The organism is Geomicrobium halophilum, from assembly GCF_014207655.1.
GTDB lineage: Bacteria > Bacillota > Bacilli > Bacillales > Marinococcaceae > Geomicrobium > Geomicrobium halophilum.
Map to the genome: position 1 here is coordinate 77,068 of NZ_JACHHJ010000005.1, position 26,747 is coordinate 103,814.

At 43.2% G+C, this 26,747-nt stretch carries 28 protein-coding genes; 21 read left to right on the forward strand and 7 right to left on the reverse strand.

From position 1 onward, the window contains the following. The first annotated feature begins 42 nt into the window (after positions 1-42). The 3 genes from HNR44_RS15080 to HNR44_RS15090 all read left to right on the forward strand — a co-directional run bounded on the left by HNR44_RS15080 (position 43) and on the right by HNR44_RS15090 (position 3,495). Positions 43-1,113 carry an extracellular solute-binding protein gene (locus tag HNR44_RS15080; protein WP_246407536.1) on the forward strand — a complete coding sequence of 357 codons (1,071 nt, stop codon included), beginning with the start codon at positions 43-45 and terminating at the stop codon, positions 1,111-1,113. Between the two features lie 97 nt (positions 1,114-1,210). Continuing rightward, complete coding sequence (locus HNR44_RS15085) at positions 1,211-2,944, forward strand: ABC transporter permease (RefSeq protein ID WP_184405176.1); 1,734 nt, start codon at positions 1,211-1,213, stop codon at positions 2,942-2,944. A 317-nt stretch (positions 2,945-3,261) separates the two neighbouring features. Further along, on the forward strand, positions 3,262-3,495 hold the full coding sequence (locus tag HNR44_RS15090) for a ferredoxin family protein (RefSeq protein ID WP_184405177.1): 234 nt from the start codon (positions 3,262-3,264) through the stop codon (positions 3,493-3,495). A 276-nt stretch (positions 3,496-3,771) separates the two neighbouring features. On the opposite strand, the gene bshB2 is transcribed toward HNR44_RS15090, so the two are convergent. Beyond that, the gene (gene bshB2, locus HNR44_RS15095) at positions 3,772-4,428 is read right to left on the reverse strand and encodes a bacillithiol biosynthesis deacetylase BshB2 (RefSeq protein ID WP_184405179.1); all 657 of its coding nucleotides are present in this window, start codon (positions 4,426-4,428) and stop codon (positions 3,772-3,774) included. Positions 4,429-4,440: 12 nt separating this feature from the next. After that, positions 4,441-4,791: a DUF1806 family protein gene (locus HNR44_RS15100; protein WP_184405180.1), complete on the reverse strand. Its 351-nt coding sequence runs from the start codon at positions 4,789-4,791 to the stop codon at positions 4,441-4,443. Positions 4,792-4,999: 208 nt separating this feature from the next. Between HNR44_RS15100 and HNR44_RS15105 the strand changes: the two genes are divergently transcribed. The 9 genes from HNR44_RS15105 to HNR44_RS15145 all read left to right on the forward strand — a co-directional run bounded on the left by HNR44_RS15105 (position 5,000) and on the right by HNR44_RS15145 (position 11,894). Continuing rightward, a complete protein-coding gene (locus HNR44_RS15105; RefSeq protein ID WP_184405181.1) occupies positions 5,000-5,758 on the forward strand; it encodes a sulfite exporter TauE/SafE family protein in 759 nt (252 codons plus the stop codon). Positions 5,759-5,853: 95 nt separating this feature from the next. Then, positions 5,854-6,759, forward strand: coding sequence for a manganese catalase family protein (locus tag HNR44_RS15110; protein ID WP_184405182.1), 906 nt, complete (start codon positions 5,854-5,856; stop codon positions 6,757-6,759). A gap of 206 nt (positions 6,760-6,965) precedes the next feature. Then, positions 6,966-7,919, forward strand: a complete 954-nt coding sequence (locus HNR44_RS15115; protein ID WP_184405183.1) for a sugar-binding transcriptional regulator — start codon at positions 6,966-6,968, stop codon at positions 7,917-7,919. A gap of 4 nt (positions 7,920-7,923) precedes the next feature. Next, positions 7,924-8,385 carry a transcriptional regulator GutM gene (locus HNR44_RS15120; protein ID WP_184405184.1) on the forward strand — a complete coding sequence of 154 codons (462 nt, stop codon included), beginning with the start codon at positions 7,924-7,926 and terminating at the stop codon, positions 8,383-8,385. After that, positions 8,385-8,957: a PTS glucitol/sorbitol transporter subunit IIC gene (gene srlA, locus HNR44_RS15125; RefSeq protein ID WP_184405186.1), complete on the forward strand. Its 573-nt coding sequence runs from the start codon at positions 8,385-8,387 to the stop codon at positions 8,955-8,957. The genes HNR44_RS15120 and srlA overlap by 1 nt, the downstream gene beginning before the upstream one ends. After that, the gene (srlE, locus tag HNR44_RS15130) at positions 8,950-9,993 is read left to right on the forward strand and encodes a PTS glucitol/sorbitol transporter subunit IIB (protein ID WP_184405187.1); all 1,044 of its coding nucleotides are present in this window, start codon (positions 8,950-8,952) and stop codon (positions 9,991-9,993) included. The genes srlA and srlE overlap by 8 nt, the downstream gene beginning before the upstream one ends. 32 nt (positions 9,994-10,025) lie before the next feature. Further along, on the forward strand, positions 10,026-10,385 hold the full coding sequence (locus HNR44_RS15135) for a PTS glucitol/sorbitol transporter subunit IIA (RefSeq protein ID WP_184405188.1): 360 nt from the start codon (positions 10,026-10,028) through the stop codon (positions 10,383-10,385). A 32-nt stretch (positions 10,386-10,417) separates the two neighbouring features. Continuing rightward, positions 10,418-11,194, forward strand: a complete 777-nt coding sequence (srlD, locus tag HNR44_RS15140) for a sorbitol-6-phosphate dehydrogenase (protein ID WP_184405189.1) — start codon at positions 10,418-10,420, stop codon at positions 11,192-11,194. 16 nt (positions 11,195-11,210) lie between these two features. Then, positions 11,211-11,894, forward strand: coding sequence for a transaldolase family protein (locus HNR44_RS15145; RefSeq protein ID WP_184405190.1), 684 nt, complete (start codon positions 11,211-11,213; stop codon positions 11,892-11,894). A gap of 335 nt (positions 11,895-12,229) precedes the next feature. On the opposite strand, the gene HNR44_RS15150 is transcribed toward HNR44_RS15145, so the two are convergent. Continuing rightward, positions 12,230-12,484, reverse strand: a complete 255-nt coding sequence (locus tag HNR44_RS15150; RefSeq protein WP_184405191.1) for a hypothetical protein — start codon at positions 12,482-12,484, stop codon at positions 12,230-12,232. Between the two features lie 140 nt (positions 12,485-12,624). On the opposite strand from HNR44_RS15150, the gene cypC reads away from it, so the two are divergent. Together cypC and HNR44_RS15160 are read left to right on the forward strand one after the other, a co-directional pair. Continuing rightward, positions 12,625-13,890 (forward strand): CYP152 family fatty-acid peroxygenase CypC, encoded by a 1,266-nt coding sequence (gene cypC, locus HNR44_RS15155; RefSeq protein ID WP_184405193.1) that lies wholly within the window; start codon positions 12,625-12,627, stop codon positions 13,888-13,890. A 145-nt stretch (positions 13,891-14,035) separates the two neighbouring features. Next, complete coding sequence (locus HNR44_RS15160) at positions 14,036-14,680, forward strand: HAD family hydrolase (RefSeq protein ID WP_184405195.1); 645 nt, start codon at positions 14,036-14,038, stop codon at positions 14,678-14,680. A 745-nt stretch (positions 14,681-15,425) separates the two neighbouring features. Here HNR44_RS15160 and HNR44_RS15165 read toward each other — a convergent pair. Beyond that, positions 15,426-16,295 carry an N-acetylmuramoyl-L-alanine amidase family protein gene (locus tag HNR44_RS15165; RefSeq protein ID WP_184405196.1) on the reverse strand — a complete coding sequence of 290 codons (870 nt, stop codon included), beginning with the start codon at positions 16,293-16,295 and terminating at the stop codon, positions 15,426-15,428. A gap of 338 nt (positions 16,296-16,633) precedes the next feature. Here HNR44_RS15165 and HNR44_RS15170 point away from each other — a divergent pair, with 338 nt between their 5' ends. The 3 genes from HNR44_RS15170 (at position 16,634) to HNR44_RS15180 (ending at position 20,854) form a co-directional block, all read left to right on the forward strand. After that, the gene (locus tag HNR44_RS15170) at positions 16,634-17,977 is read left to right on the forward strand and encodes a sodium/glutamate symporter (RefSeq protein WP_184405198.1); all 1,344 of its coding nucleotides are present in this window, start codon (positions 16,634-16,636) and stop codon (positions 17,975-17,977) included. A 14-nt stretch (positions 17,978-17,991) separates the two neighbouring features. Continuing rightward, a complete protein-coding gene (gene asnB, locus HNR44_RS15175) occupies positions 17,992-19,497 on the forward strand; it encodes an asparagine synthase B (RefSeq protein ID WP_184405200.1) in 1,506 nt (501 codons plus the stop codon). 385 nt (positions 19,498-19,882) lie between these two features. Further along, positions 19,883-20,854 carry an MsnO8 family LLM class oxidoreductase gene (locus HNR44_RS15180; RefSeq protein WP_184405201.1) on the forward strand — a complete coding sequence of 324 codons (972 nt, stop codon included), beginning with the start codon at positions 19,883-19,885 and terminating at the stop codon, positions 20,852-20,854. Here the strand turns inward: HNR44_RS15180 and HNR44_RS15185 are convergent. Continuing rightward, positions 20,846-21,484 carry an HAD family hydrolase gene (locus HNR44_RS15185; protein WP_184405202.1) on the reverse strand — a complete coding sequence of 213 codons (639 nt, stop codon included), beginning with the start codon at positions 21,482-21,484 and terminating at the stop codon, positions 20,846-20,848. The two genes, HNR44_RS15180 and HNR44_RS15185, sit on opposite strands and share 9 nt — an antisense overlap. A 172-nt stretch (positions 21,485-21,656) precedes the next feature. Between HNR44_RS15185 and HNR44_RS15190 the strand changes: the two genes are divergently transcribed. Next, positions 21,657-22,073, forward strand: a complete 417-nt coding sequence (locus tag HNR44_RS15190; protein WP_184405203.1) for a hotdog fold thioesterase — start codon at positions 21,657-21,659, stop codon at positions 22,071-22,073. A gap of 84 nt (positions 22,074-22,157) precedes the next feature. On the opposite strand, the gene HNR44_RS15195 is transcribed toward HNR44_RS15190, so the two are convergent. Further along, a complete protein-coding gene (locus HNR44_RS15195) occupies positions 22,158-23,618 on the reverse strand; it encodes an amidase family protein (RefSeq protein ID WP_184405204.1) in 1,461 nt (486 codons plus the stop codon). 123 nt (positions 23,619-23,741) lie between these two features. Next, the gene (locus HNR44_RS15200; RefSeq protein WP_184405205.1) at positions 23,742-24,104 is read right to left on the reverse strand and encodes a DUF1516 family protein; all 363 of its coding nucleotides are present in this window, start codon (positions 24,102-24,104) and stop codon (positions 23,742-23,744) included. A 165-nt stretch (positions 24,105-24,269) separates the two neighbouring features. Here HNR44_RS15200 and HNR44_RS15205 point away from each other — a divergent pair, with 165 nt between their 5' ends. The 3 genes from HNR44_RS15205 to HNR44_RS15215 all read left to right on the forward strand — a co-directional run bounded on the left by HNR44_RS15205 (position 24,270) and on the right by HNR44_RS15215 (position 26,661). Beyond that, positions 24,270-25,181, forward strand: coding sequence for a transporter substrate-binding domain-containing protein (locus HNR44_RS15205; RefSeq protein ID WP_246407539.1), 912 nt, complete (start codon positions 24,270-24,272; stop codon positions 25,179-25,181). 104 nt (positions 25,182-25,285) lie between these two features. Continuing rightward, entirely contained in the window at positions 25,286-25,942 is a 657-nt protein-coding gene (locus HNR44_RS15210) for an amino acid ABC transporter permease (protein WP_184405206.1), read from the forward strand. Continuing rightward, a complete protein-coding gene (locus HNR44_RS15215; protein ID WP_184405207.1) occupies positions 25,939-26,661 on the forward strand; it encodes an amino acid ABC transporter ATP-binding protein in 723 nt (240 codons plus the stop codon). Before HNR44_RS15210 ends, HNR44_RS15215 begins: the two co-directional genes overlap by 4 nt. Positions 26,662-26,747 lie beyond the last annotated feature (86 nt).

Genomic DNA, 26,747 nt, shown 5'->3' on the forward strand with positions numbered 1-26,747 from the left:
CGAATGATGAGAAAGTCGTGTATAATGAGGAGGAGAATTAGTATGAAGAGGTATTCATGGTTGTCAGCCGCCTTTCTATCCGTAGCGGTTATTGGAGCAGGCTGTGGGCAAGAAGATGGAGAAGAGGCCGGCAGTGAAGGATCTGCACAAGTGGAAGGTGAAGAAGATGGGGAACTGGTCGTATATTCGGCTCGAAATGAGACATTCGTTAATCAATTCCTAGATAAGTTTGAAGAGGAAACGGGAATTGAGGTTCAAGCCTTGCATGCGGATGACACAGCCGTGAACCGAATCCAGGAAGAAGCTAACAATGTCCAAGCAGATGTTTTTATCTCGAATGATGTTGGAGCTTTGGAGCATTTACGACTGCAGGGTCTTCTGGATGGATACGAAGCGGATAACATCGAGAGCATCGATGAAGATTTCCGTGCTGAGGACGATTCCTGGGTTGCCTTGTCTGCGCGAACCCGCGTGTTAATGTATAATGAAGATCTTGTCAATGAAGAAGATGTTCCTGATTCCATTGCTGAATTAGCGGACCCTGAATATGCGGGTCAGTTTGCTGTGACACGCGGAGCAAACGGCAGTATGATTGGACATGTTTCGGCCCTCCGCCAAGAATGGGGAGATGACCAAACCGTTGAATGGCTGAGTGAAGTGGGTGATAACGCTGGTATTATCACCGATGGTCACGGGGACATTCGTGAAGCTGTTGGTACAGGAGAAGTGGAATTCGGCCTTGTCAATAACTATTATTATCACCAGCAGCTGGAAGAGCCACAAAATAATAACGTCGGCGTCGTCTATCCGGACCAAGGCGACGATGAAATGGGTGCCGTGTTAAATGCCGCTGGCATTGGCTTGATTAATGACGGACCCAATCGTGAAAATGCAGAGACGTTTATGGATTGGGCGCTTGAAGAAGAGAATCAGCAGGAGTTCTCTTATGAATCCTTAGAGGTTCCGATTAATCCTGATATTGAGCCTGTTGATGATGCAGCTTCCATCGATGAGTATAAGACGCATGATATGCCTCTTCGTGAACTAGGTGAAGTATGGGATGATACATTGGAAGTCATTGAAGAGTCTGGTATGGATTTAGAAGTGCGTTAAAAAGTTGACAAGGAGCTAAATCGAACCGAATGTTGGGTTCCGGCGTGAAGTGGGAGTTTCTATACCAATAGTATTGTATTATCGGAGAGTTATAATCATGAGCCAACGCGATAGAGAGACCGAAGGTTCTGCTCAACCCACCCAAATCGATAACGAAACGAAGGCGAAGCCTAACTCCAATTTCTCGGGTTTTAATCATTATGGGGATCATAAACCTCTATACGGAATCAGAGGCATAAGAAAATATTGGTTCAAATTATGGGGAGGCCGCCCTCCAGGTCCACTCCTTCTGTTTTTAGGAATTCTTACTGCTATTATTATGGGCGTACCGCTTCTTTACGTCGTGGTGCGCTCTTTTTCAGCCGGTGCCGAGCGCTGGATGAACATTTTGGATGAGCGGATTCCTGGTCTTTTATGGAATACCCTTTCATTAACCGTTATGGTGACGGTTTTTGCAGTAATTCTTGGGGTTTCCCTCGCCTGGATCGTGCATCGAACCGACCTTCCGTTTAAGAAAGCCTGGCAGTGGCTCTTGGCTCTGCCCCTTGTGATCCCGCCTTATATAGGCGCAGCTGTTTACATTATTATTTTAGGGCCCGTTGGATGGGCTTCGGAATTTTGGGGAGAAGGCGGAGCACTGGAGGGATGGTTTGGAGGATATCCCATTGACATTTACTCCTTTGGAGGAGTTTTCTTTGTTTTAACCCTGTTTACATTTCCGTATGTCTTCTTAATTACAATGGCAAGTTTGCGGAAAATGAATCGTAACTACGAGGAAGTGGCACGATCTCAAGGGTTGACGACGTCACAAATTTTCTGGAAAGTAAACGTGCCTTTTTTGCGCCCGGCGATCGGGGCAGGTGCAATTCTGGTAGCGCTCTATGTCCTTGCCGATTTTGGGGCCATCGCAATTTTAAGGTACACAACTTTCACAGCGGCTATCTATTATCAAATTGGAAGTTTTGATAATTTATCTGCTACCGTTTTAAGTGTCATTTTGATCGCCATTACACTCGTTGTCCTTTGGTTGGAAGGCAAAACACGAAAGAAAAATGCATATTACCAGACGTCTAATTCATACAAGGAGCCTGAAGCCCTTCGTTTAGGGAAATGGAAAATCCCCGCGATCTTGTATGTATTTACAGTCTTTTTCCTATCCGTGCTCGTGCCCATACTTGTGCTTATTTATTGGACATATATTGGGATAGGGGAAGGGGCGATTGATAGTGACTTTTGGGAATACACGTGGAATAGCATTCGTGTAGCTGGCTATGCGGCTGTGGCTTGTATGCTGTTGGCGATCCCGGTGATCTACTTGAAATATCGCTATCCGTCTCCGATAACTTCTGTGATTGAGAAGTTAAGCTATTCTGGTTATGCTCTACCTGGGGTGATTGTGGCACTCGCGATTATTTTTATTTTTAATGAACACATCCCGTGGTTGTATAACACGCATTATCTGATTGCGTTCGCCTTTGTCATCCGCTTTCTTCCCCAAGCCATGCAGTCAGGAGAAGCTTCGCTCAGTCTTGTTTCACCAAGAATTGATGAAGCGGCAAGAAGCCTTGGACACCCACCGTGGAAAGTGATGTTTAAAGTGGTGCTTCCTTCAATCAGGCCTGGAATTCTTGCAGGAGGCGCACTCGTCTTTGTAAGCGCGATTAAAGAGCTGCCCGCGACCCTGCTTTTACGTCCGCCTGGATTTGATACTTTAGCGGTTAGAATCTGGTATGAAACCAATGAGTCCTTCTACCACTATGCAGCACCCGCTGCGCTCGTCATCATTTTAATTTCCCTTATTCCACTGCGGTTTTTATTAAAAAAATACTAGCCATTAAGGGTCAAAGCAGGGGGCATTCTCTGCTTTTTTTCGATTCTTTATCCATCACAGGGCATACTGTGTATGTAGACGATTAACAAAAGCTGGAATCCATTTTTTCCCATACCTTCGTGTTTTTCTAAAAGTGCCAAAATATCGTTCTATCCGTTTTTATTACGTGAAGTTCCATCTGGAAAAGTTGTGGATCAATTAGCAACCTTGAATTTGGAAGAAAAAAATAAGATCCATGGTCTTAATGCTTTACGCTTTTTAAATTTGGATAAAGCTCAATATAAGTAGTCTTTGAAAGACAAAGGGGGAGGATTACTTTGGCTTTTGTAATAATGGATACGTGTCGTGATGAAAAGGCAGGAGAATGTGTTAGCATTTGCCCGGTCGATTGTATAGAAGAGGGCGCTGACCAATTCTATATTGATCCAAATACGTGTATTGATTGTGGTGCTTGTGTTGCTGCTTGCCCAGTCAGTGCAATCGTTGATGAAAATGATTTGCCAGCCGAACAAGAAGAACAGTTAGAAAAAGCCGAAAGCTTTTTTGTATAGAATCATGGAGTAACATAAGTTCTTGCTCCTTTTCATAGATATGTTTGGGAATGTTGGTGTGTAAGCAGCATTCCCATTTTTCGGGTATGATGCAGACATATTCTTTTAAGTGACTCCGTTTTTTCCGATTAGCCAGACGGTGCTTCCATCATTGGTACTGTTCCACCTGCTATGCTGCACCTATGCTCCCTAAAGCTTTTCCGAGAATCTATCCTCCTCAAAACGAATATCCCTTAGATCTTTAAAAACAAGCAATGCCGACGTGGGCATTGCTGACTAATCATCTGCAAATTTAAAGTGAAAAAAGCGTTCATTCTCTAATCGCTCTACAAGGTCACGGTCTCCGCTGCGATACTTTTCCTCTCTTTCAGGGTTATTTGCCCCGAATTGGGAGTAATGTGCGCGTAACGCATCGAGTTTTTGTTCTGTAAATTCTTTTACAGAATAGACAATGTCTGGATTTTCTAGTGTAATGCCTAGCGCATAAAATGTCGGTCGTTTTTCTTTCGGGATATCCGCGAGCGCTTCAGTTACGGCTTCTCCAGTGGCGTCATGATCTGGATGCACGGAATAACCAGGGTAGAATGATATGACCAGGGAAGGGTTCAATTCTTCGATCAGATCCTCCACCACACTTTTTAATACGCCTGGGGCTAGAAATTCGAGCGTTTTATCACGAAAGCCCATCATGCGAAGGTCGTTTAATCCAATGGCATCCGCTGCTTCTTGTAGTTCTTTTTTCCGGATATCCGGCAAAGATTCGCGTGTAGCAATCGGGGGGTTCCCAACATTTCTTGCCATTTCTCCTAGCGTCAGGCAAGCGTAGGTGACAGGAGTACCATTGGCAATATGAGCGGCCATCGTACCGGAAACACCGAAAGCTTCATCGTCAGGGTGCGGAAAAATGACGAGCACTTGACGTTCTTCCTTCATGTGATCCCCTCCTTACTTTCTAAATGGTTGATTTGATAGTTCCAGTGCTACAGCTATTTTTCCATCCTGGTTAAGCCCCGCAAGGATCAGTTCACCATCTTCATTTAACTCGAAATGAGTAAGCCCCTCGCCATATACCCAGCCGATCTCCAATTCTAGGCCGACGCGATAAGGTCCAGGGCCTGTAATTTTCCCTTGTTTATAGTTGATATGGGCGTTTCGTATATAAGCACTTGCTGAGAAAAATGACTGGTCAAAATGGGAAGCGTAAGCTCCATTGGTGGTCTCTAAATGTAAATAAATATCTTTCTGAGCAAAAGTATCAATAAGTTCTTGCACACGCGTAACGGTAATGGGTTCCACGATGTATTCCTCCATTTAGATTTTGAAACTGGATTTGATAGTGACCCGTGTTTATTTATTATATAGCTAATCCTGTTACGCCTTCAAGAAAGTAGGTTTACGGATAGCCCTGCACGATATAAAGCTTACAGTTGGGCACCGGAACCCTATGATCAATAGACTTATATGCTATAGTAGAAGGATAGTTGAAGTAAGTGAGGGTTATACATTGGACATATGGGTTTATCCAGTGATTTTTATAGTTGGGTTCGTCGCAGGGGTTATCAACACGGTTTCAGCAGGCGGATCGTTGCTCACGCTACCGATGCTGATTTTTCTCGGCCTTCCGTCGGCGGAAGCGAATGGAACGAACCGGGTGGCAATTGTTCTTCAAAGTATAACGGCAATCTATGCTTTCCATCGGAAAGGGCAGCTTGAGAAAAAGGTGAGTGCCATCGTCACATTACCCGCAGTTCTTGGTTCGATTCTTGGTGCTTCTGCGGCTGTTGCTATCAGTGATGAGATCTTTCAGGTTATTCTCGCTGTGACCATGATCGTGACGATTATATTTATTGTATGGGATCCATCACAAAGACCAGGTTCTGAATCAGCACTATCTATGCCGAGGAAAATACTTGGCATCCTTTTATTTTTTGCGATTGGATTCTATGGTGGTTTTATTCAGGTTGGTGCCGGTTTTTATATTGTGTTCACATCTTTGCTCGTTTTTCATCTATCTTTTATCCATGCTAACAGTGTCAAAATAATGGTGGCAGGAGCTTATGTATTTGTTTCTCTCATCGTTTTTGGTGTAAACGGGGAAGTGAACTGGCTGCTTGGATTATTGCTGGCTGTAGGGAATGCAAGCGGGGCATGGCTTGGAAGCAACATTATTACCGGAGGAAAAACGGGAGCGGTGAAATGGGTTCTTTTGTTAACGGTGTTTGTGATGGCAGCAAGGCTGATTTATGAAGCCATTTATACTTAGGAGGAAAAAATAAGTTTTTTCTGGAATCTATTAGGGTAATATACCAAATGTGGTTGTATTTGCACATGAAAAATAATCTTTAGGAGGTATGTGCTTTGTTTAAGCGAGTCGACAAGTTGCAAATTGACCTACCGAGACCAGACCAACCAGACCCAGAAGCAGCAGGGGTTGTTCAGGAGTTACTAGGCGGAAGATTTGGTGAGATGTCGACGTTAAACAATTACATGTTTCAATCGTTTAACTTCAGGAGCAAGAAAAAGTTGCGGCCATTTTATGAACTGATTGCGAACATCACAGCTGAAGAAATCGGACATGTGGAATTAGTGTCAAATACGATCAACCTTAATCTTGATGGTTCCGTTGGCAACGGAAGCACAAATCCAGATGAAACACCACTTGCTCCAGTGATGGGGTATGAGAATAAGTTTAATTTCATTCTAGGCGGTCAAAACGCTTTACCAACTGATTCAAGCGGCAAAGCTTGGACAGGGGACAATGTATTTTCCAGCGGTAATCTCGTTAATGACTTGCTGCATAACTTCTATCTTGAGTGTGGCGCGCGTACCCACAAGATGCGTGTCTATCAGATGACAGATAATGAGACAGCACGAGAATTAGCCGGTTATTTACTCGTACGCGGAGGCGTGCACGCTGTCGCTTATGCAAAAGCGCTTGAAGAAATTACAGGCGTGAATATGATGAAAATGCTGCCTGTTCCTGATTTGGACAACTCCAAATTCCACCACGCGAGAAAATATGAGGAAAAAGGTACACACCGCAAACTCTATCGCTTCAGCGATGATGACTATAACTTACTCAACCGTATCTGGAATGGACCGACACCAGTTGGCCCGGAAGGAGAGCTGGAAGTCGTCGATGGCATTCCAGAAGGTGGAGAAATCCCGGATCTTGAGCATGTTCCAGAAGAATATGCCCCAGGCTTTGATGAAGAGCAATTCCGAGAGCTATCGAAACGTCTCCAGTATGAAGCCGGGATGTAATAGAGTAGGAGAAGGGCTGCCTTTTTTAGGGCAGTCTTTTATTATGTCTAATAAGCGTATTCATAGAGAGATATTAAAATCAAAATATTCTGATTTATACGGATTTTATTGTATTCATTGACTTCAATATGAAAGCGATTTATATTACTTATAAGAAGCACTTATGTTCAATGTTTGCACAAATGTGCAAAAGGTGGTGGGAACTTTTGAATTGGAATGAAGAAAGAAATCTGATTATGGTATCAAAAATGTACTATGAAGAAGCATTAACTCAAAACGAAATTTCCAAACAATTGGGTATTTACCGAACAACAATTACAAGAATGCTTCAAAAAGCACGTGAGGAAGGAATCGTGCGAATTGAAGTTGTTGAATCGAATCGAGTCAAAGTCGATTTAGAACGCAGGCTTAAAGAAAAGTTTGGGAGTATACAAGAGTTTATCGTCGTTCCTGTAAATGCAGAATCCACAAGGTCATCAAGGTTAAAAGCAGTTGGGAACGTCGCTATATCCTTGCTTGATTCAATTTTAAAGGAGGGGGACAACGTTGGCTTGGCATGGGGGGAGACCATGGGGACGATGGCCAATTTGATTGAAAGAAAACGGAAAATTGATGCTGATTTTGTACCAATCGTTGGTGGACCGGGGAAAATGCGTGTGGAACATCATGTAAATACTATCGCTTACAACTTTGCAAAAGCATATCATTCAAGAGCCCATTATATTGATTCCGCAGCGATTGTCCAATCTAAGGAAACAAGAGATGAAATTATGGGTTCAGAATATATGCGCGATGTATTGAAGTTGTGGGACAAACTCACGGTAGCGATCATCGGAATAGGGGCTCCGATACGTTCTTCAAACTTAGTATGGGCTGGGTTTCTTGAAAATGGAGAAGATCAAATGTTGGAAAAGGACAAGGCTGTTGGGGATATTGGTTCCCGTTTTTACAATATTGATGGGCTGGAAACGACCGCATCTCTACAAGAACGTACAATAGCGATAGAGTTGGATCGCCTAAAAGAAAATCGTGCCACCATTGCCGTAGCAGAATCTGAAGAAAAACTTGAATCGATTGTTGGTGCTATAAATGGTGGATATATTTCACATTTAGTGATTGACGAACCAACAGCAGAAGCACTAATCAGGAGGGAGGGATAACTCCATGACTCTAATATTCATTGGTCTAGCTCTAGGCATAGCCTTTCTGATTCAAAGCGCATTAGGATTTTGGCAAATCAAGAATTTTAATCAACGTTATGCTGTAATGCGTTCAGAAGGGAAAGTTGCGATTGGACGATCACGTGGACTTTTTCGTAGTGGAGTCGTTTTACTTTTATCAGTTGATAATTCTGCCAAAATTATACGTGCTGAAAAAATGCAGGGGTTAACGATATTTGCAAGGTTTAAACCGGTATATCATTTGGAAAATCAATATTTACTAAAAACGGAAGAAGACGTGGAAAGGAAATTAGACCGTTTTTCAAAAAAAGCACTTAATGATGCAAGACATGTTTACCGTGTTGTGAAAGCAGGGGGAGAAGTGCCAAAACCAAAGAGTCCATTCGAAAAACTTTTCTCAGGAGTTACGAGATTATTTACAGGAAAACGTGAGGTGAATGATTGATGGATTGGTTAGTTGCTTTGGCTGAAGGGTTTATTGGTCTTTTTGAAGAGGGCGGGGAGCAATTTGTAAACCTTGTTACGGATATCATCCCTTTGCTTATTATGCTGCTTGTAGCTATGAATGCTGTAATACAGTTCGTGGGACAAGAACGTATTGAAAAACTTGCAGCAAAGTCATCAAAAAATATATTTACACGCTATTTAATTTTGCCACACGTTGGAACTTTTTTCTTCCTGAACCCAATGACATTATCACTCGGGCGCTTTTTACCAGAGCGACACAAACCAGGGTATTATGCTTCCGCCAGTTTCTCTACCCATACGATGAACGGGTTGTTTCCGCACGTAAACCCGGCTGAATTATTTATTTTTTTAGGTATAGCGAACGGGATCACCTCACTCGGAGGTTCAACCGCAGAACTCGCGATGCGATACTTCCTAGTTGGTCTAGTAATGAATATGTTTAGAGGACTTGTAACAGACTGGATGGTTTCATACGTTGAGAAACAGCAAAAGGTGAAACTAAAGTCAACTGTAGCTAAATCTTCGATGGGGGGATCTCCGAATGGGTAATTATAAAGCGGTTCGTATTGAAAGAGGGTCTGGGGGTTTTGGTGGGCCGCTTACGATTCACCCCACAGACAAAAAGAATAAAATAGTAAATATTACTGGAGGTCAAATTTCTGAAGCAGCTTCCCTGATCGCGGAAATGACAGGGGCAGAGCTGATTAATGGATTTAATACATCTGTCCCCGAAGATGAAATGGCTTGCGTTGTCATTGACTGTGGCGGGACTTTACGCGCTGGCTTGTACCCTAAGAAACGTATTCCCACAGTAAATGTTATGCCAACCGGTCAAAGTGGGCCAATGGCAAAATACATTGTGGAAGACATTTATGTATCAGGTGTTAAACCAGATAATGTGCAATATACGGAAGACGAGAGTCCTAAAAATATTAGTGATGAAGATGAGGTCGATCATACAGATGCTCCTGAGGAAATCGATGAAAATGTAGAATCTGGATCTACACCGAAATATGATTCTTCAAAGAAAATCAGTGAGACTAAGAGTCAAGAAAATGTTATGTCTCGAATTGGAAAAGCAATGGGTAACATTGTAAATGTCTTTTATCAGGCTGGCCGCGATTCCATTGATACGGTTATAAAGACAATACTTCCTTTTATGGCTTTTGTTTCGTTATTGATTGGGTTGATTCAGGCCTCCGGAATTGGTGACATCATTGCTAATGTTCTATCGCCATTAGGAGGGACAGTTTGGGGGTTGATTATTCTATCACTCATTGTTTCTTTTCCCTTACTTTCGCCATTTCTTGGGCCTGGGGCGGTTATAGGTCAGGTGATTGGATCTTTAATTGGTGTGGAGATCGCCAATGGAAATATTCCACCACAGTTCGCTTTGCCAGCTGTTTTTGCTATTAATTCTCAAGCAGCAGCAGATTTTGTGCCTGTGGGTCTAGGGTTAGCAGAAGCAGAACCAGAGACGGTTGAAGTTGGGGTACCGGCTGTTTTGTATGGAAGATTTTTAACAGGAGCACCAACAGTATTTGTTGCATGGCTAGCTAGTTTTGGAATGTACGATAACTTATAATTATCTATTTACAATGAGAGGAGTTAGTTGACATGCAGGTGTATAACACAGTAATTACAAACCGAGGTGCAAGCGCATCAGAATTTTTGTCAGAAGGTATGATTGTCCTTTTTAAAAATAATGCGCCCGATGAACTCGCTGAATTCAGTATTCTTCATGAGGAAAATAACCTGGACGGTGAGATTGAAACAGGTAATACAATAGCTATTGGTGACCACTTTTTTAAAATTACAGCTGTTGGGAGTGCTGTCGAAAAAAATTTATATTCACTTGGTCATATCACGATTCATGCAGATGGTTCAAAGGAAGCTGAACTACCGGGCACGCTCTATGTAGAAGAAGGTGACCTTCCTGACCTCCAGGTAGGAGATAGCATCACGATTACTAAATAAAGAAATAACAATAGGAGTAGGAGTGATAGGGGATGACTGCGCAAACAGCTATTGTAGCAGGAGGAGCACAGAACTTAGGGGAACATTTGAGTCTACGGTTAAGTGAAGAAGGATACAATGTAGTGGTGGCCGATTTACAAGGATGTAAAGCTGAAACCGTGGCCCAAAAAATCTCTAATTCTACGGGGAACAAGACACTTGGTTTAGAAACAAACATGACAGATGAAGATGAAGTCAAAGCACTTATGGTTCGTACTAAAGAAGAGTTTGGAACTGTTGACTTGCTTGTTTATAACGCGGGAGTTGCTCGGAGTACCAAAATTGATAATTTTAATCTTTCCGATTGGCAAATGACCCTAGATGTGAATTTAACAGGTTATTTTCTGTGCGCAAGGGAAGCTAGTAAAGTGATGATCGGGCAAGGAAGCGGAAATATTGTTCAAATCAACTCTAAATCCGGTAAGGTGGGGAGTAAGCATAATTCTGGTTATTCTGCATCAAAGTTTGGCGGTATAGGTCTTACCCAAAGCCTAGCTTTAGACTTGGCCGAGCATAATATACGTGTAAATTCTATACTACCAGGTAACTTGTTAGAGTCGCCGATGTTTCAGAGCTTAATACCATCATATGCCAATAAGCTTGGCATTGACGAGGATGAAGTTGAACAAGTTTATAAGGATAAAGTACCTATGAAACGCGGGTGCACTTATGACGATGTATCAAATGCAGTCATTTTCTATGCTTCTGAGAAAGCTTCCTATATGACTGGACAGTCCATCAATGTAACTGGTGGGCAAGTAATGCATTAAAAAGTGGGGATTATTAATGAGGGTGGCACTATTAATTGATTCTGCAGACGCTGAAAAGTATAAAGACCTATCTGCTTGGCTGCCAATTGATGGGGTAACGACAAATCCATCGATCTTAGCCTCCAATCAAAACGTTTCTGCTGAGGAACAAATTAAGAAGTTAGATCAAATTCTTAATGATAAGCAAACACTTCATGTACAGGTGGTATCTGAGAACGCAGAAGCAATGGTTGTTGAAGGTAAGCGTATTTATTCAGCTTTTGATAGAGAAGTCATTATTAAGGTACCTGTGTCTAAAGAAGGCTTTAAAGCAATTAAATCCTTTTATGAAAAAGGGATTCGTACCACAGCGACTGGAATTTTCACAATTCAACAAGCATTTCTTGCAAGTAAAGCGGGAGCATCATTCGTAGCTCCCTACGTCAATCGAATTGATGACCAGCATGGAGACAGCCGCGAAGTTCTTGAGCGCATTATGCATCTTTTTCACCTGTATCAGATGCCTACACGCGTGATAGCAGCTAGTTTCAAAAACGTTCGTCAAGCAGAAGAGGCAATGCTTGCAGGTGTACATGAATTAACCATTGCTCCAGATATTTTTGAGAAATTGATCATGCATCAAGGAACAACAGATAGTATAAAACAATTCACTCAGCACTTTGAAGGAGCCTTTGGCCAGGATAAAGTAATGTTTAATTAGGATACATCGGTTAGGTCATTCCTTGTGACCTGGCCGTTGTTTTTCCTTTCTGGCTTGCATACTCTCACGTCCTCGCCCAATATCTTTGCAAAATGTTCCTTTCATATAATACTTCTGATTCAAATACACCCCCATTATTCACTATCGACTTTTGTGAAGACATATTATTTGATCACAAAAGAGCAATGCTTGCTTTACGTTCATGCGATTTAATTTCTTGATGGCTAATGACAGAATGATATTTGCCATGCCTTTTCCCCTTTCGCTGGGGCGGATTCCGTATCCAATGTGTCAGCCAAAATCGAGAAGATAGGAATTTAAGTGATGACGAATGTTCAGACTCCCAGCAAGTGGTGTTGGTCCTTGATCAACCAATAAGTAGAAATTGCCACTAGTTTCTGAGGCAAATTCTTGCTTTCCTCATAGTCCTCCAGCGTTTTGAGCATCATTTCGAATGGGTGGGTATCCAAATGCAAAACGAAAGGTACCAACTTCTCCTCATTAGATTTCCACTCATTTAGCATTGATAAGTACGAATATTGAAATTCAAAGGAAGGCTTGATCAGTGAATATCTTGTGTTCATTGTCATCGAATCCCTCCTATCGGTTTAGTCTTGCATACCTCGATTGTAATTGGCTCTTCCAGCTTTTAAGAACTGATGTTTAGTATTCATTTATGTCGGTAATAAATAAAACAATGGAATTTTATGTCTGGAGGAGGCAGGGTTATATGAGCTCGACGACAAAGCAGCTCCCGAAGGAGAAGGGGATTGATCATACGCTTGCCTTGTTAAACGAAGGGTATCGATTTGTTCTCAATCGGCGCGAAAAGAAAGATTCGGATATTGTGCAGACACGTCTTTTAGGGCAGAAAGTCATTTTGATTAGTGGCGAGGACGCGGCTGAGTTATTTTACGATGAAGATCTTTTTAAACGAAAAAATGTGGCGCCGAAAAGAGTTGAGAAGTCGCTGTTTGGTGAGAATGGTGTTCAAGGGCTGGATGATGAGGAACATAAACATCGAAAGCTGATGTTTTTATCGTTAATGACACCAGAAAGGTTAAAAGATATTGAAAAGATTACGATGAAACATTGGAAAGCCAAGCTTCCGGACTGGAAAATGAAGAACCAAGTTGTATTGTTCGATGAAGCTGAGGAAGTGATGTGTCGGAGTGCTTGTGAGTGGGCTGGGGTTCCGATCGAAGAAGAGATGGTTGAACAGCGAGCGCAAGAATTCGGTTTCATGATCGACGCTTTTGGTGGCGTTGGTGAGCGGTATCAACGCGGGAAAAAGGCTCGTCAGAGTTCAGAGAAATGGATTGAAGGAATCATTAAGCAAATTCGCTCTAAAAAACTCCAGCCACCAGAAAATACGGCAGCTTACGTTATCGCCAATCATCGAGATCGAAAAGGGAAGCTGTTGAATACGCACACGGCTGCAGTAGAACTGATTAATATATTACGACCGATTGTGGCCATTGGCAGATATGTTGTTTTCGGTGCTCTGGCTATGCATGATTATCCGGAAGAAACGGAGAAGCTGCGTGCTGGAGATGGAAACTATAATCGTATGTTCGTTCAAGAAATCCGCAGGTATTATCCTTTTACACCTCTTCTAGGTGCTAATGCCCGAAAGGACTTCACATGGAAAGGATACCCTTTTAAGAAAAACACGCTTGTCATGCTCGATGTATACGGCATTAATCATCACCCTGATCTATGGGACAGACCTAATGAATTCAGGCCGGAAAGATTCAAAGAATGGGAAGGAAGCCCGTTTGCTTTTGTCCCTCAAGGCGGCGGCGATCATTATATGGGCCATCGCTGCGCAGGAGAATGGATCACCATCATGCTCATGCAAGTAAGCCTGGAGTTTCTCATTAACCATGTGGAGTACGAGGTTCCGGAACAAGAGTTGGAATATAGTATGGAACGAATGCCTACGATTCCGAAAAGCCGATTTATTATGAATCAAATTCAGTCGACAGCTGAATAAGGTTACAGAGAAGGCAGGCCGAAATAGGTCCTGTCTTTTTTGAGCTCCTCAGGGAGGCTCATTTCTACACTATCAAAAAGGAAGCGTTTGAAATACAATAGCATTATTGAAGCATGCTAAATCAAGAAAGTAAGAGGGTGTAGTTATGGGGAAAGTTTTTATATTTGATATGGATGGGGTCATTATTGATAGTGAGCCTATTCATCAAAAAATTGAACAAGAAACAGCCGCGCAGCTTGGCGTTCAATTGGAACCGGAAAGGCTGGAGTCCTATACAGGAATGCGGCCAAAGGATATGTGGGCATCGATTATAAACGAAGAAAAACTAAAGGTAGAACTTGAAAGTGTATTACCCGAAGTGGAGCAGAGGAAGGTCGAGGCGATAGGAGGGAGTGACCTTGTGCCAATCCCTGGAGTTGTCCCCTTATTAAGGGAATTAAAGCGTAATCAGTACCTGATCGCAGTGGCTTCATCTTCAGCGTATCCATTGATTGATGCGGTTTTAAGAAAGTTCTCTATCCATCATTACTTCGATTGTATTGTAAGTGGGGATGATATTGAGAGCGGAAAGCCGGCGCCCGATATTTATCTTGAAGCAGCAGAACAGCTGAACGTTCATCCGTCCCAATGCACGGCCCTGGAAGACTCTACAAATGGTGTTTCTTCGGCAAACACTGCCGGTATGACGACCATCGGGTATAAAAGCCCTGAAGCTGGTGAACAGGATGTAAGCCATGCAGATCACGTTGTTGATCACATAAATAAAGTTCAGTCGTTGCTATCTTTGTAGCTTTTATATCGAGATAAGGAGCTACCCCATAAAAGATTTTTGATTTCTTAGGCCGCAGCGCCGAATTAATGTGCGGAAGCGCCGAATTCCTAGGCCGCAGCGCCGAATTAATGTGCGGAAGCGCCGAATTCCTAGGCCGCAGCGCCGAATTAATGTACAGAAGCGCCGAATTCCTAGACCGCAGCGCCGAATTAATGTGCGGAAGCGCCGAATTCCTAGGCCGCAGCGCCGAATTAATGTACGGAAGCGCCGAATTCCTAGGCCGCAGCGCCGAATTAATGTACGGAAGCATTCCTAGGTCACAGCGCCGAATAAATCATTACTAGCTAGGAAAAAGCATAAAAAGTGAGGCCATAGCCTAAATATAGGCCATTGGCCGCTGCGTCACACCTAAGCTGTACATTCAATAAAAAATCCGTTGCAATCGTTACAACGGATTTTTTAAGGGCGATTTTTTGTTTTTAAATGCGTGTTCAAAAAGGAGGACAAAACGAGCTGATGAGTTTGAGAAGACGCAGCTGCGAGCATCCTGCTTACACCACGAAAGCATTCACTTCTCACGAAGGAAAAGGGGGTTGCTTTTTCGAGGAGCAAAGCCCCAGCTGGCCGCTTCGTAAGCGTTCCTTCGCACGACGAAAAAGCGGTTTTCCTTTTCGAAGATACGGTTTTCATACATGAGACGCGCAGAAGCAAGTCGACGAAGAAATACGACCGCTATTTTTCCTGGACTTTTTGAACATCCTCTTTAATAATTTTTAATTCCCGTTACAATGCTTGAGGCGGCCTGATTACGAAATGAGTCCGTTCTAAGCAGGCTGGCATCTTGACCATTTGTAACAAAACCTAATTCCACTAATGCCGAAGGCATGGTTGTGGTTCGTAAAACATAGAAGTTACTTTCAATAATTCCTCGATCAATCGTTTCCACTCCATCAGTGATTTGCATTTGAAGCGTATTTGCCAAGTTTCTACTTTCTTGACTTCCAGAACTGTAATAGGTTTCGATGCCTCGAGCAAAGTTTGATGTCGATGCATTGGCGTGAATACTAACAAAAAGATCAGCCCCTGACTGATTTGCGACGGTTGCACGCTCTGCTAAGCTCGTAGTTGCATCCGTAGAACGAGTAAGGGTGACATCAATACCTTCGTTTTTTAATTGCGCCTCTACTCGTTGAGCAACGTCCAAGGTGATCTCCTTTTCTTGGAGATTATGGCCTAAAGCACCTGGATCAACCCCTCCATGGCCAGGATCCAAAACAATATGCTGTATGTGCCCGGCGCCTGGACTTCCCTCCATATCATTGGAAGGGTTTGATCCATTTCCAGCACTTTCAGATCCTTCCGAAGTTATAAAATCTGTACTTATGTACCCGAGTTGACCTTTATAAGTGATTTGTCCCCAACCATCATCGACTGCAATGTACTCCACACGTTCATTTGGCTCTAAACTACCAATAATGTTCGCGGTCTCACTGGGATTTTCCCTCACGTTTAAGGATGATTGACTGTTCACCTCGCCCATTTGATGAGCCTTAGCATCCGACATGCTAGTAATGAAACTGACGATAAATGTGAAAAATAAAATCATAAATAAATTTGGGAATTTCTTTGTCATTATTTCCTCCATATGCCATTTCAGCGATTATATTAAAATATATATAATAATTTACATTTATGGATAAATTTAGTCAACCTATAAGGTGGAAAATTCTTTCAACAGGACTTTTGACGGAAAAACTTTAATCGGGGTTGTGAGCCGTACGCTAACGGAGAATCGAACGTACAAAACGGCCAAACATGTCCCCTTCTCAAACACCTTCCCTTGTTTTGTCGCGATTTATGTTATATCGTAATATTTTGGGTATCTTTTAACTAACAGAGGAACTATCCCTAACGATCTGATCCATGAATGGGGGGTAACCAGTTTAGATCGACGAGATTGGAGGGTTTGTTTTGTCTCTTGAAGACCTAACCATTGACATAGGTTTAATGTCATTGCTTTTACTTATCGGTATTTTAATACGCGCAAAAGTAAGGATGATTCAGAAGCTATTTATTCCTGCGAGTTTTATTGCAGGATTGTTGGGGTTAACTTTTGGTCCTAATGGCTTTGGGCTTCTTCCTTTTTCTAACTTTATAGGTGACTACCCGACCATTTTAATCGCCGTTGTTTTTGCGGCAATTCCCCTAGGGGCTGCAAAAATCAACTGGAAAGAAAAATTTGGCCGTGTACGTAACATGTGGCTCTATTCCATGACGATCACATTGTTAATGTGGCCGGCAGGGATTGTGGCGACGTACCTCTTTATCGGTCATATTTGGGATCTTCCACCTGGATTTGGTTTTGCACTTGGAGCAGGATTTGTCGGGGGTCATGGGACAGCTGCAGCCGTTGGTGAAATCTTTAGTGCCCAAGGGTGGCAGGAAATTACGGACATTGGATATACTGCGGCGACAGTGGGTCTGCTGGCGGCAGTTCTCGGCGGTCTTATCATTATCAAAAGAAATACACGTCGGAAACAGACAAATTTTATTTCTGATTTTCAAGATCTTCCTTCCGATTTACGGACAGGACTGATCAGAAAAGAAGATCGTGAATCTGCTGGTCATGACACCGTTTCCAGCAACAACGTTGATCCGTTATTTTTTCATGTTGCGATCATTGGGGCAGTCGTTGTGGTGAGCTATTTTCTCCAACAAATGTTGAATGCCAATTTTCCTGAATTGTCGTTTCCATTGTTAAGTTTAGCTTTTATCATCGGCTTGATTGCACAATTTTTTCTTAGAAAAAGCAAGGCCAATTATTACGTTGATAAGAGAACTATTAATCGTGTTGGGGGAACAGCCACTGATTTAATCGTAGTTTTCGGGATTACGTCCATCGATTTAGCCATCGTTTCTGAATACATGATTCCGCTTATTGTCTTATTTATCTTTGGTGTCATATGGGCATACCTTATTTTACATTTTGTTGCAGTGCGCGTTTTTCATCAAGACTGGTTTGAGAATGGGATTTTTGGTTTTGGCTGGTCGACAGGCACAGTAGCCATGGGGGTTGCTCTGTTGCGGATTGTTGATCCTGATTCAAAAAGTACGACATTGGATGATTATGCGCTCGGGTATATAGGAATGGTACCTGTGGAAGTTGCCATTATCACATTTGGTCCTGTTCTGATTATTTCTGGTTTTAGTTTCCCATTTATGCTAAGCCTCCTTCTTATTTGGGTGTTGCTTATCGTTTTTGCTTCGAAAATGGGCTGGTTGGTTTCGAAAGATAAAATTGAAGAGAGAAATTAAGCTGGGGTGATAGTATGTGTGGTATTTTTGCCATGACGGGAAAGTTAGACGCTGATCGAATGAACCGTGTACTACAATCCATGAGCCATCGTGGCCCAGACGAGGGGGACGATACGTTATTGGACTCTTTTCATTTAGGACATCAGCGGTTGTCCGTTGTAGGCGTGGACGAAGGGAAGCAACCGATTGCAAACGAAAACAAGAAAAAGTGGATTGTTGCGAATGGGGAGATTTACAATTACAGGGCTTTGCAAAAACAACTTCCTGACACCGTTCATTTTTTAACTAAATCGGATAGTGAAGTCCCACTGAAATGGTATGAAGAAGAAGGTCCCCAAGCGGTTCAACGTTTGGACGGCATGTTTGCGTTCGTTATCGTCGATGCAGAAGAGGAAACCTTTATGGCTGCCCGCGATACACTTGGCATTAAGCCTTTGTATTACGGCAAAGATCATCAAGGAAACATGATCTTCGCCTCCGAGCTAAAGACCCTATATGTAGTAACGGAAGATGTACATGAATTCCCTCCTGGCCATTATTACACGCCAGAGGAGGGGTTTGTTGCTTACAGACATATCCGGCAACCAGAAAGGGAAAACATCTATCCTGAACATGAAGTGCCGCAAATGATGAAAGGCATTCGTGATCATTTAGGTCAAGCCGTTGAGAAAAGACTAATGGCAGACGTGGAAGTGGGGGTCTTGCTTAGCGGTGGGTTAGATAGCAGTTTAATTGCGTTGCTTGCGCATGAGCGCCGCAAAAAGGGGAGACCGCTGAAATCATTTTGCGTTGGCAGTGAAGACAGTGAAGATGTGAAACGGGCGCGGCAAGTGGCTGAAGAAATTGGAACGGAGCATTACGAATACATTTATACAGAACAGGAGCTCATTGATCATTTGCCGGAAGTGATCTATCACTTGGAATCTTTTGATTCCTCGCTCGTCCGCAGCGCCATTCCCACCTTTTTTGTGTCAAAATTGGCAGCCAAACACGTAAAAGTGATTCTTTCCGGAGAAGGAGCAGATGAATTATTCTCCGGCTACCACTATCTGAAAGGGATCCAGGATACACCGAGTTTGAATAAAGAATTGGTACGGATCATTAATACATTGCATAACATCAACTTGCAACGAGCGGATCGAATGAGCATGGCCCATTCATTGGAGCTCCGTGTGCCGTTTCTGGATTTAGATCTGATGGAATATGCGCTGAAGATTCCAGCTGAATTAAAATTGACGGACAATGATGTTGAAAAATGGATTTTGAGAAAAGCCTACGATGGTAGACTTGCAGACAATATTATTTGGAGAGATAAAGCAGAGTTTTCTGAGGGGAGCGGAGCTCTTGATATTCTTGAAAATTACGCAGAAGATCAATTCAGCCAAGAACAAGTAGAACAGGCTAATGCAGAAAACGAATGGGTGCGCTCCAAACAGGAGCTATTGTACTATACGATCTTCAAGAAATATTTTCCTGAAAAATCGATCTTATCCACAGTTGGACACTGGGCCACCACCTAACGAAAAACGAGTATGGGGTATGCGGGAAGCCCCTCATGCTCGTTTTTAAACGGCCACCAGTTATTTTACCTAAAAGCGTTGTTACAGCCCCCCATCCTGGAAATGATCTCGTCTATCGGTTCAGAGAAATCTGTTCTGGCATCTCTTCTTCTGATTCAGTACTGAAGTCCTCTAGAGAGACGCACCATTTCTCTAAGCGCCCCCCTATCCCGATTTCTAAGGCTGAAGGGTCAAAAGCAAGGTCGCTCACAACTTTTTGGGGGGCTTTGCAATTGTTCTTGGCGTTCAGCAACCTCGTCCAGCGCTTCCCTGTTTTTGAATGAATGTTTGATGAACTGTTATACTTTTCTCGGCTACTTGCTTAATGAAGAGGGGTGGATGGGGTATGCGTTTGGGTATCTTGGATCAAATCCCGAAATCAAAAGGGAGAAGCGCAGAGGAAACTGTTGCAGAGACGCTTGCCACTGTGCAATATGCCGAAAAGTTAGGGTATGAACGCTATTGGTTTGCAGAGCACCATGCGACAAAGGGGATGTTATCAAGTTCTCCGGAAATGATGATGGCTGCAGCAGCAAGTCGTACGGGCTCTATTCACGTAGGCAGTGGCGGGATTTTGCTTCCTCAATATAGTGCTTATAAAGTAGCGGCACAGCTGCTTCAACTTCAAGCGCTCTTTCCCGGAAGGATTGATGCAGGGGTTGGTCGTTCCCCGGGAGGTGCCGAGAGGGTTCGGTCGGCACTTGCCGATGGAAAAGAGAATCAACCCGCCGAGTATCCAGATAAACTTGAAGATCTTGCCCGCTACATCAATGGTGAGCAAGTGAAAGGAGTTCGGGCGACGCCGCGAACAGAAGAAGCTCCAGCCCTTTATTCATTGGGGCTTGGGGAAAATAGCGCGGAGCTTGCTGCTAGCCTTGGCGTCGGCTACGTTTATGGCCATTTTATTAACCCGGCACGGGGGCAAGCCGCCCATGACATCTATCAACAACAATTTACCTCGGGAGTCATGCGTTCCCCCCATGCGTTAACAGCGATTTTTATTGTATGCGGAGAGTCTGACGAGCACGCAGAAAATCTGGCCATTAGCCAAGATGTTTGGCTGTTACGAACGGAGAAAGGATTGGACAGCCGTGTCCCGAGTGTACAAGAAGCGAAATTTGCCAAACGTACGAAACAAGATCAAAAGAAAATCAAAGAGAACCGCAAGCGGATGATTATCGGCGGTCCTCATACTGCGAAAGAAGAATTGAAGAGACTTGCAGAACGATATCAAAACGATGATTGGTTGCTCCTCACAAACATCTACGATGTTGAAGAGAAAAGACGATCATTTGAAAGGATCGCTTCTCTATTTTGAGGATTCTGCCCACCGTTTCATTTCAGCGGGCTGGTTAAAGGAAAACTCCGGGTGATGGTTTTCAGGGTTCACAGCTCCCCAGCCCGCAAGGGCGAAGTCTATTCCGGCAGTGTGAGCGCATTGTTCGTCATAAATCGTATCGCCAATGTAAAGTGCTTCCTCCGCTTTACTTTCGGATTTATTAAGGAAGTGGATAAGCGGCTCAGCATCAGGCTTATGTTTTCTTGTATCATCGGAACAAACATAGTGAGTGAAAAATCGCGTTAAACCAAATGGCTTAAAATCATGTTGATATTCATGCTGGGTTTTTGAAGTAACAACGCCTAGGGTCAGGCCTTTTTCCTGTAGTTTTTCAAGCAGTTCTTCGATACCTGGGAATACGCGCATGAAATGGGCATGATGTTTTATTTTCTCACTCCACCGCGCGCGTACTTCTTTCTCGGTCACTTCATCTGGAAGCTGGAGTTTCTTCACTGCTGTGTCACCTGGGATGCCAAGGATGAAAGAAAGATCCTCCCTATCGTAGTGTTGTTGCGTCACCTCCTGCAAGGCTAGTTGAAGCGATCGAATCATCGTTTCCTCCGTATCGATGAGCGTACCATCGATATCAAAAATGATGGTTTTATACATAATTGAACTTCCTTTCCAGAACCAATGGTTAATCTAAAGGTACCATATGGCCGAGGGGTACATGAACATTGATTTTTCGGCGGGACGGCCAAGAATTCGGCGGAAGTCGAAGAGTGGGAAAATGTTTTATGATAAAATGAATTAATATTCTGTGAAAAAGGGAGGGGAATTTATGAGTCAACATATGCAAACGTTGAAACAGTTAGAGGAGAATAGCCGGGGATCACTCATTGATGTGCTAAATATTACATTCGTAGAGGCAACGGAAGACCGTCTTGTGTTGCGCATGCCTGTAGAGCCGAAAACCCATCAACCCGCTGGAATTCTGCATGGAGGCGCTTCGGTCGTACTTGCAGAAACGGCAGCATCTACGGCGACGGCGATGAATATTGATCTTGATAAAAAGGTTCCGGTAGGTTTGGAAATCAACGCCAATCATGTTCGAAGTAAACGTGACGGGGTCGTAACCGCTACTGCAACGCCTTTACACCGAGGAAGGTCAACGATGATATGGGAAATTAAAATCAATGATGAGAACGATCAATTGGTCTGCGTGTCGCGATGTACGATGGCTGTATTAGATCGATAACGGAGGAAAATGCCAGTTTTCCTATAACCGTTCGCTAGCGTTATAAACCAGCCGCATTCCGTCCGAAGAATGCGGCTTTCCTTGTTAAAAATTTGGTTTTTCCCTTAGCATTGTTGCCTGTTCAAAGGCGTAGCCGATCTCAAATAATGTCTGTTCGGAATAAGCGCGACCAGTGATTGTAATTCCGAAAGGTCTGCCGTCCTCATGGTAACCGGAAGGAAGGGCGATGGAAGGCAAGCCAGCTTGCGCAGCTACATCCTGATTGCAGGAGCTAGGAAAAAGAATCGCATCGAGTTTTTGGTCATTGAGGACACTTCCGATGCTTTCAGGGTCGTCAAGACCAAGGTCTTGCAGTTTTGCAGTAATATAATTGGAGTTGCTGAGGACACTCTCGACAGACGTTCTAACTTTAAGCCGATCATGGCCGTATTTATGCAGCTGAGGATAATCTTCATAGGACTTTAGAAAATCATCAAAGGAATGAAAACCGGTAGAGGGTTCCGCTTTGGCAAAGAAATGATTTAAGGAATGTTTACACTCAAAACTGACGGTATTAGTGTCCGCCGCTTTACGAGTGACAGCCGGAATTTTAACCGGGTCGACGAGTGTAGCTCCAAGGTCTTTTAACGTTGTGATCGCTTCTTCATACCGATGTAAATCAATTTGATCAGAAAACCCTTCGTGGGGATCCCGAAATACACCGATTCGTTTTCCTTGGACACCATTTTTGATAAGTGAATCTAAATAATTTGGTGTATGTGCAGGGCGAGCTTTTGTAGCCTCATCATTTTCGTCTATCTCCGCGATAACATTTAATATGGACGCTGCATCCGTCACTGTTCGGGTCAAAGGTCCGGCAACGTCTTGTGTATAGGATAAGGGGATAATGCCGGTTCGGCTAACGAGGCCAAACGTAGGTTTCACCGTTACGAGCGAATTACGTGTAGCAGGGTTGAGCAGTGACCCCGACGTTTCCGTTCCTATGCTTCCGAGGGTAAAATTAGCAGCAGTAGCTGCGGCGCTACCCGAGCTGGAGCCGCCGACTTCAAATTTTTCAGGCCCATATGGACATTGAACATAACCCCCTCTAGAACTATAATTCTCAGGCATATCAGTTCCGATACGGTGGGCAAGCTCTGTCATATTCGTTTTTCCAAGAATAATGGCTCCTGCTGATCGGAGCTTTTGGACGAGAAACGCATCATACTTGGAGTGCCAATCTTTAAGGGCAATGGCCCCCGCGCTTGTCGCCATTTTATCCCTGGTTTCGAGATTTTCTTTTATAAGAATCGGTATGCCGTGCAAGGCTCCTTTTCTCCCTCTCTGCTTTCGTTCTTCATCAATCGCTTCTGCAATGTATATAGCGTCAGGATTAATGTCCAGAACCCCGTTAATATAGGGGCCATCTTGGTCCCAGAGAGCGATGCGATTGAAGTAATAAAGCACGAGTTCCTTCGCTGTGAGTGTTCCATCATCATAAGCTTGATGAATCTCTGCGATCGTCGTTTCTTCATGCCAGTAATCGGCCATTAACGTTGAAGTCATAAGCTTCCTCCATATCATAAAAATAAGCAGGGTAGGTATTGGATCAAACAAGTTTATGGATATTGTGCCATTTCCAAGGGTTTCCCATTCATTTAGGGAAGTTCAGTGATCGCAGTGCCTTTTCTAGAAATTAAGCAGAGCGATTCCTAGCGGGAGTGCCAGTCCTACAACAATGGTAAGCCCTAAAACAACCCCAAATATGATCCAGTGCACCTTACTCAAGTCGCCTTTGACCCGATGCATCAAGACAATTTCCATAAATCCCATGACAATGATTCCTGATAGAAGCTTAAACAGTCGTGCAAATGTTACAGGCATTTGTGGCAATAGCAAAATTCCTGACATAATAACAAGAAGATAAGATACACGTAACAATTGATGAAGGACTACTGCAATTTTTGCTCGCCGCTTAAAGTACAAATAGTGGACGAGTATAAAAAGCAATAATGTCGATGTGATAGAGAGTAGATGTGGCAGTGTAATCATAGGATTCCTCTCAATGATCTTATATATCATGTCAAGTTTAACATCCTTTCTAACTCTCTGCGATTATCTTTAGGCATATAGTTGAATAGTTGTCATATAAAACAAATATGGTATAATAATAGTTATTATTTTCATGCAATTATTGCGATGCAGAAAAGGGGGAGAATGATGAAAAAGAATTTTTGGTTATCAGGAGTGATGGGGGTGTCCCTGCTTGCGGTCGCGGCTTGTGGTGCCGATGAAACGGAAGGTGACGCAGGTGAGGAAGATGTGAACGGCGACGATACTGGAGATGTTGAAGAAGATGCCGATGCCGGTGAAGAGGACGAAGACACAGCTGATGTGGAAAATGGCGATGAGAATGGAGCTTCCTCTGTAGCAGGGGAAACCTACACCGTCGCAACGGATAATAACTTCGTGCCTTTCGCTTTTACTGATTTAGATACGGATGAACTTACCGGCTTTGATATTGAGTTAATGACAGCGATTTCAGAGGAGGCAGGTTTTGATGTTGAGTTTGAAACGGTAGATTTTGCAGCTGCATTATCGGGGATTCAGGCTGGTACCTATGATGCAGCCATCAACGCGATGTCTATTACGGAAGAACGGAAAGAAACCGTTGATTTTTCAGACCCGTACTACTTTGATGCAGGTATCATCGTAGCGGTTGCTGATGGGAACGATGAAATACAATCCCTTGAAGATGCTGATGAACAAGGAGCAACGGTAGGAACCCGTCAAGGTTCAACAAGTCAGGAGTATCTCGAAGATAATACCGATGATGTTAACATCGAGGCATTTCCAGAAATTACCGAAGCTTATCAAGCCGTGATTTCAGGGCATGTAGATGCTGTTCTATATGATGAGCCCAATGTGCTCTATTATACAGAGGAACAAGCACAGGGCCAGATGGTCACTGTAGGGGATACACTTTTGGCGGATGACTATGGGATCGGTATGCCGCAGGATCATGAACTATTAGAGCCGATCAATGAAGCACTGGACACGTTGAAAGAAGATGGAACTTACGATGATATTTATGAAGAGTACTTTGGGGAGCGACCTGAAGGCACATAAATGGACAGTTGCTCATGCAGCTATCGTTTGCATGAGCAACTCTAAACCATCTGTTTAACTAACGTGGCGGAGGCGTTATTAAGTCATTAGAAAAGGGGATTGATATGAATCTAAATCCTGAAGCATTTGTTGACATCATCCCTTATCTTGTCACTGGGTTATGGTATACATTAATTATTACGCTCGTTGGTGTAGCATTGGGATGTGTGCTTGGGACCATTTTTGGGTTAATGAGGTTGTCAAAAAATGGATTCATTAAAGCCATTGCATCCATCTATGTAGAGGTTCTCAGAGGCACACCATTGCTCGCGCAAATCTTTTTTTTTCATTTTGGTATTCCTAATCTTTTAGGTTTTAACCTTGATGCATTGGTGAGTGCAATCGTTGTGATTGCAATTAATTCAGGTGCTTACATCGCGGAAATTGTGCGAGGCGGTGTACAGTCTGTGGATCAAGGTCAAATCGAAGCAGGGCGATCCCTTGGTTTAAATTCAAGACAAACGATGCGCTATATCATTTGGCCGCAAGCATTGAAAATTATGATCCCTCCTTTCGGTAATCAATTCATCATCAGTTTGAAAGATACTTCTTTATTGTCATCAATCGCAGTGGCTGAGCTGATGTATCAAGCGCAAACCTATTCAAGTATTACTTTTGATGCCTTTGAAGCCTATTTTATGGTCTGTTTATTTTATTTAATGATTACCATTCCGGCATCGCTGTTACTGCGTTATACAGAACGGAGGCTTGAGCGTTCATGATTAAAGTGACTGACTTACATAAATCTTTCGGGGACAACGAAGTATTAACAGGAATTACGACAGATATTGACGCCCAAGAAGTCGTCTGTGTCATCGGACCCTCCGGTTCAGGAAAAAGTACATTTTTACGCTGTTTGAATCGCCTTGAGGATATCACTTCCGGTGAGGTCGTGATCGACGGAGTAAATATTGCTGATCCGAAAACAAACATTAATAAAGTACGCCAAGATGTTGGTATGGTTTTTCAGCATTTTAATCTATTTCCGCATAAGTCAGTGTTAGAAAATGTTACGCTCGCACCGTTAAAAGTGAAACACGAAACGAAGGAAGAAGCACGTTCGCATTCCTTAGATCTACTGGGAAAAGTTGGGCTCTCTGACAAAGCGGATGATTATCCTTCAAGTTTATCAGGTGGTCAAAAACAGCGCGTAGCCATTGCTCGCTCATTATCCATGAATCCAAAAATCATGCTTTTTGATGAACCGACGTCTGCACTTGACCCCGAGCTTGTCGGTGATGTGCTGGCTGTAATGAAAGACCTTGCCAATGAGGGCATGACAATGGTCGTCGTCACTCATGAAATGGGCTTTGCAAAAGAAGTAGGCGACCGCGTCTTCTTCATGGATGAAGGGAAAATGGTGGAAGAAGGCACACCGGAGCAAGTATTCGAACAAACAAGCCACGAACGGACGAAATCATTTTTGAGTAAAATTCTATAAGTGCGTGTTTAAAAAGAGCTGAGAAGTTTTAGAAAAAAAGGTTCGCTTATCGCCAAAAGGGCGAAAACTAACATTTTCTTATGCTC